General features: G+C 53.0%; 8 protein-coding genes and 1 riboswitch. Of the genes, 2 read left to right on the top strand and 6 right to left on the bottom strand.

Going from position 1 to position 9,179, the window contains the following annotated elements:
• Window positions 1-120: 120 nt before the first annotated feature.
• From FC49_RS09175 to lysA, 6 genes are read right to left on the bottom strand one after another with little or no spacing between them, the layout of a single operon-like run.
• On the bottom strand, window positions 121-1,311 hold the full coding sequence (locus FC49_RS09175; protein ID WP_003711709.1) for an aminotransferase class I/II-fold pyridoxal phosphate-dependent enzyme: 1,191 nt from the start codon (window positions 1,309-1,311) through the stop codon (window positions 121-123).
• Window positions 1,312-1,322: 11 nt separating this feature from the next.
• Complete coding sequence (gene dapB / locus FC49_RS09180; protein ID WP_056984855.1) at window positions 1,323-2,102, bottom strand: 4-hydroxy-tetrahydrodipicolinate reductase; 780 nt, start codon at window positions 2,100-2,102, stop codon at window positions 1,323-1,325.
• A 3-nt stretch (window positions 2,103-2,105) separates the two neighbouring features.
• Window positions 2,106-3,026, bottom strand: coding sequence for a 4-hydroxy-tetrahydrodipicolinate synthase (gene dapA, locus FC49_RS09185; RefSeq protein ID WP_056984856.1), 921 nt, complete (start codon window positions 3,024-3,026; stop codon window positions 2,106-2,108).
• Window positions 3,027-3,028: 2 nt separating this feature from the next.
• Entirely contained in the window at window positions 3,029-4,183 is a 1,155-nt protein-coding gene (locus FC49_RS09190) for an N-acetyldiaminopimelate deacetylase (protein ID WP_056984857.1), read from the bottom strand.
• A complete protein-coding gene (gene dapD, locus FC49_RS09195; RefSeq protein ID WP_056984858.1) occupies window positions 4,183-4,893 on the bottom strand; it encodes a 2,3,4,5-tetrahydropyridine-2,6-dicarboxylate N-acetyltransferase in 711 nt (236 codons plus the stop codon). The genes FC49_RS09190 and dapD overlap by 1 nt, the downstream gene beginning before the upstream one ends.
• A gap of 31 nt (window positions 4,894-4,924) precedes the next feature.
• Window positions 4,925-6,241: a diaminopimelate decarboxylase gene (gene lysA, locus FC49_RS09200; protein ID WP_056984859.1), complete on the bottom strand. Its 1,317-nt coding sequence runs from the start codon at window positions 6,239-6,241 to the stop codon at window positions 4,925-4,927.
• A 94-nt stretch (window positions 6,242-6,335) separates the two neighbouring features.
• Window positions 6,336-6,519: riboswitch (Lysine riboswitch) on the bottom strand.
• A gap of 209 nt (window positions 6,520-6,728) precedes the next feature.
• Here lysA and FC49_RS09205 point away from each other — a divergent pair.
• Together FC49_RS09205 and dapF are read left to right on the top strand one after the other, a co-directional pair.
• Entirely contained in the window at window positions 6,729-8,087 is a 1,359-nt protein-coding gene (locus tag FC49_RS09205) for an aspartate kinase (protein WP_003711698.1), read from the top strand.
• Between the two features lie 11 nt (window positions 8,088-8,098).
• Window positions 8,099-9,103: a diaminopimelate epimerase gene (dapF, locus tag FC49_RS09210; protein WP_056984860.1), complete on the top strand. Its 1,005-nt coding sequence runs from the start codon at window positions 8,099-8,101 to the stop codon at window positions 9,101-9,103.
• The last annotated feature ends 76 nt before the right edge of the window (window positions 9,104-9,179 follow it).

Raw genomic sequence — 9,179 nt, forward strand, 5'->3', positions numbered from 1 at the left:
CTAGTCATACGCCTTGTCAAGGAGGTTATCTCCCACTCCCAACCTGCAACCGCACTGTTGCATTTTTCGCTCTAAAATGACGAAAAGGCTGAGTTTATTCCCAGCCTTACTCGCTAATTTTTATTCCTTATTAAGTTTGGTCATAAAGGTCTGCAAACGGTCAATCACTGCGTCAATCTGACTGTCAGCAGCAGCGTATGACAAGCGGATATGACCTTCACCACCAGGGCCAAACTCGCTCCCGGGAATCACCCCCACCCGGGCCTGATGGGCCAGGTCGCGTGCAAACTGAACATCATCATCCCCGTACTGAGCGGGAATCTTGGCGAAAAGGTAGAAGGCGCCGTCAGGGATTGCAATTTCAAAGCCCAACGCCCGCATTGCACCCGCCAAGTGATCCCGGCGGTGTTGGTACTGCTGACGATAAATTGCTGGGTCTTCCTGACCGTTGGTTAAGGCTTCCAACGCCGCTGCCTGGGCGGTATCGTTTGCTGCCGTTACCATAAAGGAGTGCATCTTGGAAATTTGTTCTACCAGTTCTGCTGGGGCAGCTAGGTAGCCCAACCGGTACCCCGTCATGGCATGGGACTTCGAAAGGCCGTTGATCAGCACTGTTTGGTCAGGCAACTGACTAGCAAGGGAGACAAATTGATGATCGTAGACCAACTCGCTATAGATTTCATCCACAATCGCAATCAAGTGGTGATCCGCCAGCACTTGTGCCAGCTCTGCCATTTCGGTGGCGGAATAGCTTCTGCCGGTCGGATTATTCGGGTAGTTAAGGACAACCGCCTTCACCCCTGTTCCTGCCTGGGCCAGCTCCTTGCGCAGACGGTCCGCGGTTAGCAAGAAGCCATCCGGTGCAGTGTTAACAATTATTGCCTGCGCCCCAGTCAGTGCAATACTCGAAAAATACTGCGAATAAATCGGCGTTGGCACAATCACCTTGTCACCCGGATTCAGGAGGGCAAAGGTGGTAGCGGTAATGGCCTCGGTAGCTCCAACGGTTACAATAGCCTCTGTTGCCGGATCATAATCAACCTGCCGACTGGTCTTCAAATAACGGCTAATTGCCTGCCGCAACGCCAGTGTCCCCCGACTAGCCGAGTAGTGAGAATCGTTCTGCTGGATGCTTTTAACCGCTGCCTGCTTGACGTGCTCTGGAACGTCAAAGTCCGGTTCACCCAAAGTCAGTTTAACGATTCCCGGCACTCCGGAAATCTCCTCATCAAAGGCCCGAATTTGAGCGGGCGGCAGACTAGCAATGCGCTTATTGGCAGTCCCCCGTAGTTCTTTTGCTAATGATGGCATCGTGTTACCTCCTATAAAATATTTTCTAAGCCAATTACTAGCTCATCTAAATCCAGGACCTTCTCCAATGCCACCTTAACCCCGCTCATGAATGACTGACGGTCAAAAGAATCCTGGCGAATCGTTAACGCTTCACCAGCACCACCGAACAGGACCTGCTCATGGGCAACATAGCCGGGCAAACGTACAGAGTGAACCTTAATTCCGTGGTAATCCCCGCCACGCACGTCGTCGAGGGTGGTCACCTCGTCTGGGCTGCTTTCGTGACTTGGACGAACCTGGTCGATCAGCTTGGCGGTACTTAGGGCCGTCCCTGATGGTGCGTCCTTCTTATCAGCGTGGTGCATTTCAATTATTTCAACATCCGGGAAGTACTTTGCAGCCTCCTGGGCAAACTTCATTAGCAAGACCGCCGACATTCCGAAGTTTGGCGCGACCAGTCCACCGAGGTGCTTTGCCCGGCTCGCCGCGATTAATTCCGCTTCCTGTTCGTCAGTCAAACCGGTAGTGCCGACCACCGGTGCCAAGCCGTGGTCAAGCGCAAACCGTACATTCTCATAAACGGCTGCCGGGACGGTAAAGTCCAGCCAGATATCCGCCACGTTAGGGTCGACTTGCTCCCGCTTCTGGTAGATTTTTACGTCTGGTCCCAACCCAAGTTCGGCACGTTGGTCTGCCGTAGCGTGGGGTGCCAGCACGGCTGTCAGTTGGGTATCCGCAAGGCTGTTGACGAGGGCAACCGCTTTTTGCCCCATTGCTCCGGCAGCCCCCGCAATCAATACTTTTTTCATCGCTTATTCCCCCAAGTTAAGTGGTAACTGCTTCTTTAATAGTTGGTCCGCTGGCAGGTCTAACGCCGCTGCCAGTGACCGCTGCTCTTCTTCGTTCAGCGGCAAAATCGGCAGGCGGCAGCCACCTACCTGAAAGCCCTGGGCATTTAATACCGCCTTCACTGGTGATGGCGATGGATACATAAAGAGGACCGCCATCCGTGGTGTCAGCCAGCGCTGCAGCCGTCCCGCCTCCTGGTAATCACCCTGGTAAAGGGCGTCATACATCCGCCGCATTTGGGGTGCATAGCTGTGTGAGGCAACCGAGATTACCCCATTGGCTCCGAGGACACGAGCAGTCAGTGCCTGGGCATCTTCACCGGTAAAGACAGCAAAATCGCTTCCACGCCCTTCAACAATTTCTTCGAGCTCCTCCAGCGAAGCGCACTGTTTAACGGCCGCGATGTTCGGGTGCTGGGAAAGTTCGATGATTGTTTCAGCGGCCATCTTGACCCCCGTGCGTCCGGGAATGTTGTACATCACGATTGGAAGCTGAGACTGGTCAGCCACGGCGGTAAAGTGGGCCTTCATTCCCCGTTGGTTTGGCTTATTGTACGGTGGAACAACGACCAGGGCGTAGTCAATCCCCGGAATCGCAGCAACCTCATTGGTAAAGGTAATCGTTTCAGCAGTGTTATTACTTCCCGTCCCGGCGATTACCGGAACCCGGCCCGCGACCATTTTACCGAACTCCTCGTATAGTTGGATCTTCTCATCATGGGTCAGGGTTGGTGTTTCGCCGGTCGTCCCGCCAATTACAAAACCATTGCTCCCCTGGTCAATCAGGTAATTGGTCAACTTCTCCAGGCTGGCGAAATCAACCTGCCCCTGATCATCAAAGGGCGTGACAATCGCCGTCAAAAGGTCTGCATCTGCTAATCGCATAACTATTCCTCCTTATTCATTCGTGCCTCAATAAAACCGGTGATAGCATCAACGCCCCGCTTGATTGCCGACTCCTGCGGCGTTAACGTGGCGGAGTGAAGCTGTGAGTCATCATCAACCCCTAGCCAAAACATCGTCCCCGGGAACTTTGCCAATAGGAAGCCGAAGTCCTCCCCGGTCATTGCGGGGGCAGTTTCCACAAAGTCCACGTTCGGGGCCTGCCGCATGTAGTTAATAAAGAACTTAGTCAATTGCGGGTTATTCTCAACCGGCCAGTAGCCGCCCTGGTTTAGCTCCAGGTTGACGTTCATGTTAAAGCTGCGCCCGATTCCCGCGCAAATATCTTCCAAGCGTGCATCAATCTTTTCAATCATAGCCTGGGTAAGTCCCCGAATCGTTCCCTCAATTCGGGTGTGACCAGCAATAACGTTCCGGATCTCGCCACCCCGAATTTTGCCTAGGGTCACGACCCCGCTTTGAACTGGGTCAATGCTGCGGGAAATCACCGTTTGCACCTGCATAATCAGTGCTGCGGCAGCAACTACCGTATCGTTTGCGTCCTGCGGATAAGCCGCGTGGCCGCCCTTCCCCTCTAAATCAATGTTAACTTCCGTAGTTCCGGCAAAGAGGGTTCCTAAGCGGCAGCCAATTGCGCCGGCAGGCAAATCCGGATTGTCATGCAGACCATAAAATTCATCTGGCCGCCACTTACCAGCAAACAGTCCGGCTTCATACGCCCGCTTACCACCATAGTCATTCTCCTCCGCTGGCTGGAAAAAGAACAGCAGGTTGTCCTGCGGCTGGTGCTCCGCAAAGTAGTTCAAGACCCCTAGGGCCACCGTCATATGGATATCGTGGCCGCAAGCATGCATTACACCGGGATGCTGTGACGCAAAGGGGAGGCCCGTTTGTTCAGTAATTGGCAAGGCGTCAATGTCTGTCCGATAACCAATCGTCCGGCGAGGTGCCGTCCCCTTTACCCGCACAAACAGGGCGGTGGGCAACTCTGGCGTTTCCCTAATTTCCAGATAGTCCTGCTTAAAACTTTTAATCACCTGGAGCAAGTACTCGTGGGTCGCCGTTTCGTGCAGGGCTAATTCAGGAATGGTGTGCAGGTGGCGACGAATCTGAATTAATTCTTCTTCATTTAATACCATTATAGCTTCCTCAAGTCGTCTTCCAGGGCGGTCTTGTCACTGGTCTGCTGGTCAACCCGCTTGATAAACTTAGCAGGCACTCCCGCGACCATTGTCCCAGACTCGACGTCGTGGGTAACAATCGCACCGGCAGCCACTACTGCGCCCGCACCAACGTGGACCCCCTCGATAACAACGGCATTGGCGCCAATTAGAACATTATCGTCAATCCGCACCGGTTGGGCACTGGCTGGTTCTACAACCCCTGCCAGAACCGTTCCAGCGCCGATGTGGCAATGCTTCCCGACAATCGCCCGGCCGCCAAGCACTGCTCCCATGTCAATCATGGAATCAGCACCGATTTCCGCGCCAATGTTGATAATAGCACCCATCATAATGACGGCGTTGTCGCCAATCAAAACCTTGTCCCGGATAACGGCCCCTGGTTCAATCCGGGCATTAATTTTCTTGAGGTCTAGCAGGGGCACCGCTGAATTGCGAGCGTCGTTTTCAACGTGGTAATCCGCAATCTTACTTTCGTTTGCGGCTAAAAAGGGCTTAATAACTGTCCAGTCCCCGTAAAGGGTCGCCGTTTTTTCTTCCGCGAAGGTCTGCACCGCGTCTGGGAAGGTCAACTGGTCGATTGCTCCTTTTAGCAGCACCTTGACTGGCGTCTTCTTAGGAGCGTTTCCAATGTAGTTGATGATTGCCTGTGCATCTAATTCTGCCATTCTAATCACTCTTTCTTCCTATATATCAATGTTATTTTGCTTCAGTATATGGACGGTCCAGGTGAACCAAGTCTTCATAGCTTTCCCGTTCAATCACCAGCTGAGAGTGGCCATTCTCCGCAAAGACCACTGCGGGCCGGGGATTTCGGTTATAGTTGGACGCCATTGCATATCCATAGGCCCCGGTATCCAGCATTGCAAGGACATCCCCCGGTTTCGTCTTCGGCAGGGCCTGGTCCTGGCTTAAAATATCACCACTTTCACAGTACTTCCCAGCCAGGCGAACGTGTTCCGCTAATGGTGCTTGGGGGTCTCTTGCCAGCACCGTTTCGTACTCTGCTTGGTAGAGAGCGGGACGAATATTATCACCCATTCCCCCGTCAATGGTGACGAACGGACGGTAACCCGGTAAGTCTTTCCGGGAACCAACCGTGTAGAGGTTATAGCCAGCCGGCCCAACGATTGACCGCCCCGGTTCGATCCAGATTGCCGGCATTTCCAGAGCTGTCGGCGCAACCGCAGCCTTGATGGCCTTGATGATGGCATCGACAAATTCCTCAGGCCGCAGCGGTTGGTCATCCTTTGTATAACGAATGCCAAAGCCCCCGCCAACGTTGATGACCTGGGCTTGGTAGTCATACCGCTGCTGCCAGTGGTTAGCTACTTCCACCAACTTGTTGGCAACTCCTTCAAACCCTGCCAGTTCAAAAATTTGTGAACCGATGTGAGCGTGCAGGCCGATCATCGTCATCCGTGGTGACGCTAAGACCGCCTCCAATGCCCTGTCCGCCTGTCCTGATTCTAAGTCAAAGCCAAACTTACTGTCGACTTGGCCGGTCTGGATGTACTTATTAGTGTGGGCGGAAATTCCCGGGGTGATACGCAACATCACTTTGACCCGGGCGTCCAGTTCGGTTAGCACCTGGTTTAGCAGCTTAATTTCGTAAAAATTATCAACCACGATTACGCCAATGTTGTTCTTAACCGCCATTACCAGCTCATCATACGACTTATTGTTGCCATGAAAACTGGCATGGGAGAGTGGAAAGCCGGCCTTCAATGCCGTATACATTTCGCCGCCGGAAACTACGTCGACATGGGCTCCCTCCTGGTCGGCAACTTGATACATCGCAATCGCCGCAAAGGCCTTGCTTGCATAGCTAACCTCGTAATTAACCTGGTTAGCTTCGAAGACCCGCTTAAAGGCGCGAATCTGGTGCCGGATTTGACTAACATCATAAACCACCAGGGGCGTTCCGTACTGCTGGGCCAGGTCAAGGCTATCACAGCCACCAATCATTAGGTGACCGGCCGCGTTAAGCTGGCTTGCTGAAAGCTGTTCGTTCATTCTTGATTCCTCCAATTCTGCTGACGGGGAAACCGACGGGATAAAAAAATCCACTATTTGCGCAAAAACAAATAGTGGAGCTAATACCCATTTTATCTGTCGATAGCGCAACGCAGGCTCTTATCCGTCCTGCGACAGTCCGTGATTTATTCAACCACGCCCCAGCTGCCTAACCGCCGCCCGGTTAAGTGCTTCGGCAGCCGCCCTGTTCAGAGGGGATCAACGTCCGGCAGGAACTCCCCCAACTTACTGGTGTTGGCTGCGCCTCTTCGATTTGTAATTAGTTTATAAAAAAATAATTAGAAAGTCAATAGCAAAATTAATTTAGCATGAAGCAACCCTAGAATTAGCTTTGGTTAAGTACACCATTACAGACTTGATTTTCAGATTCAGCGCTTGCAAGTTTTCTTAAACATGTTAGAATTCGGTTAAATTTATTTACGGAAAATGAGTTCAAATGGCATTTTCCCAAAGGAGTGCTTAAAAAATGAAAGTCGTTAAATTCGGTGGCAGCTCACTTGCAGATGGTGAGCACTTTGCCCAGGCGATTAAGATTATCACTGCAGACCCCCAGCGACGGGTCGTTGTCACTTCTGCGCCTGGTAAGCGGACAGCAAATGATACCAAGGTCACCGATCTCCTGATCAAATATGCCCAGCAGGTAATCGCTGGACAGCCGTTCCAGGAAACGGTTACCCAAATCATTGGCCGCTATACCGCGATTGCTGACTATTTTAACGTTCCCCGGACCAAGCTAGCCCCACTAGCCGAACGGCTTAACGAGCTGCCGAACTGGCACTTTCCCAATAACAACTACCTTCTCGCCGCGTTCAAGGCCCATGGCGAACGGCTCAATGCCCAATTGATGACGATTATTCTCCAGCAGTTGGGCTACGAAGCCCGCTTTGTTACCCCCGAACAGGTCGGCCTCCGGGTCACCGGGACCCCCAATAACGCCAGCGTAACTCCAGAGGCCTACTCACTCTTGGATCGGTTTTCCTTTAACGACAGTGAACTGCTAATTTTCCCCGGCTTTTACGGCATTACCCTTGCCGGCCACCTCGCAACTTTCTCACGGGGCGGCTCGGACATTACCGGGGCGATTCTTGCCCGTGGTCTCCATGCTGACCTCTACGAAAACTTCACTGACGTTGACGCAATCTACGTCGCGAACCCAGCTGTCGTTGACCATCCCCAACCCATCGCTAAGATGACCTACCGGGAAATGCGGGAGTTATCATACGCCGGCTTCTCGGTTTTCCATGATGAGGCCCTCATCCCTGCCATCCAGGGCAACGTACCGATTAACGTCAAGAACACCCAGCACCCCGAAAAGCCCGGGACCTTGATTGTCCCAGACAAGAATTTTCAACCCGCGGATATCGTTACCGGGGTGGTCAGCGGTAAGCACTTTGCCGCAATCTACCTCCACAAGTATCTCCTGAACAAGGAAACGGGCTTCACTCTACGAATCTTAAATATCCTGGCCCGCCACAACGTTTCTTACGAGCACATGCCGTCAGGGATTGATGATATCACCATTATTTTAGACAAGAACCAAATCGACGACCAATTAGTGGATACTATTTGCAACGAAATCCAGGAGGAGATCAACCCGGATCAGCTCGAATGGATCGATAACTACGCCATCACGATGGTGGTTGGCGAGGGAATGCGGAACCGGATCGGGGTAATCAACGACATCCTCGCCCCCCTGGCAGAAGACGGGATCCCAGTGCCAATCATCAACCAGGGAGCCTCCCGGATCTCAATCATGATTGGCACCTATGATCGGGATGCTGACAAGGCTGTCCGCGCAATTTATCACCGGTTCTTCGCTAATTAGGAGGTTTTATGATGACACAACTATTAAAAGTTCACGGCTCCCAGAACAGCTTCTTTATCCTCGACCAAACAAAGCTGAAGCAGGCTCTAACTGACGACGAACTCCGCCGACTAGCCCGCCAATTGACCGATCCCCAGGATGGCTTGCTGGGCGGTGCAGATGGTCTCCTCGTTGTTGACCGGCCAACCCGCCCCGGGGCAACCGCCCAAATGCGGGTAATCAATGCTGATGGCAGCGAAGCCTCAATGTGCGGCAATGGTCTCCGGACCGTCGCACGCTATGTGGCAGAGCGGGACGGCCAGACGACGTTCAAAGTCGACACAATGGACAGCAGTTTGCAAGTCCGGCAAGCTGGCGAACTGGCACCCGGCGTCCCTGCTTTTGCCGTGGAAATCTCACCGGTCCGCTTTAATAGGGCCGCCTTGCCCTTCGACAATCTAGGACACGACCGCCTATTGGGTACCCCGGTACCAGAGCTGGCTCCAGGTCTCACCTTTACCACCCTGGCGGTTCCGAACCCCCACCTGATCAGCTTTGTCAACCAGGAAACCATTGAGGGCCCCCTCTTGGGAGAACTAGGGTCCTACCTTAACGGCGCCAACCCCTACTTTAGCGACGGAGTCAACGTTAACTTTGCTCAAATTCTCGGGCCACAAAAACTTTTCGTTCGGACCTATGAGCGTGGGGTTGGCTTCACGAACGCTTGCGGAACCGGAATGTCGGCCACCAGTCTGGCCTTTGCCCTACTTCATCCCGCCAGCGCGGCCTTCGACGAAGCAATTACCGTCTACAATCCGGGTGGGATGGTCAAAACCAGCGTTCACTTCGCCGACCACCGCTACTGGATTGAATTAATCGGCAATGCTACCTTTACCCACCAGCTTGAAATTGCCGAAAACCTCCTCCACCAGGGAAGGGTCACCGCCCACGATGCGCAGGTTACTGCCACCGGTGAACAGGAGGCTTACCAGAACTTCATCCACCAGCTCCCCCATTTCAATTTAAGCGTTAATTAAAAGTTTGCTGCACACCCAAAAAGCATCCAAGATCAGCTGCCAAGCAGATGAAGTGAACCCTGTAAGTTGGACACTT

Source organism: Limosilactobacillus oris DSM 4864, from assembly GCF_001434465.1.
Lineage (GTDB): Bacteria > Bacillota > Bacilli > Lactobacillales > Lactobacillaceae > Limosilactobacillus > Limosilactobacillus oris.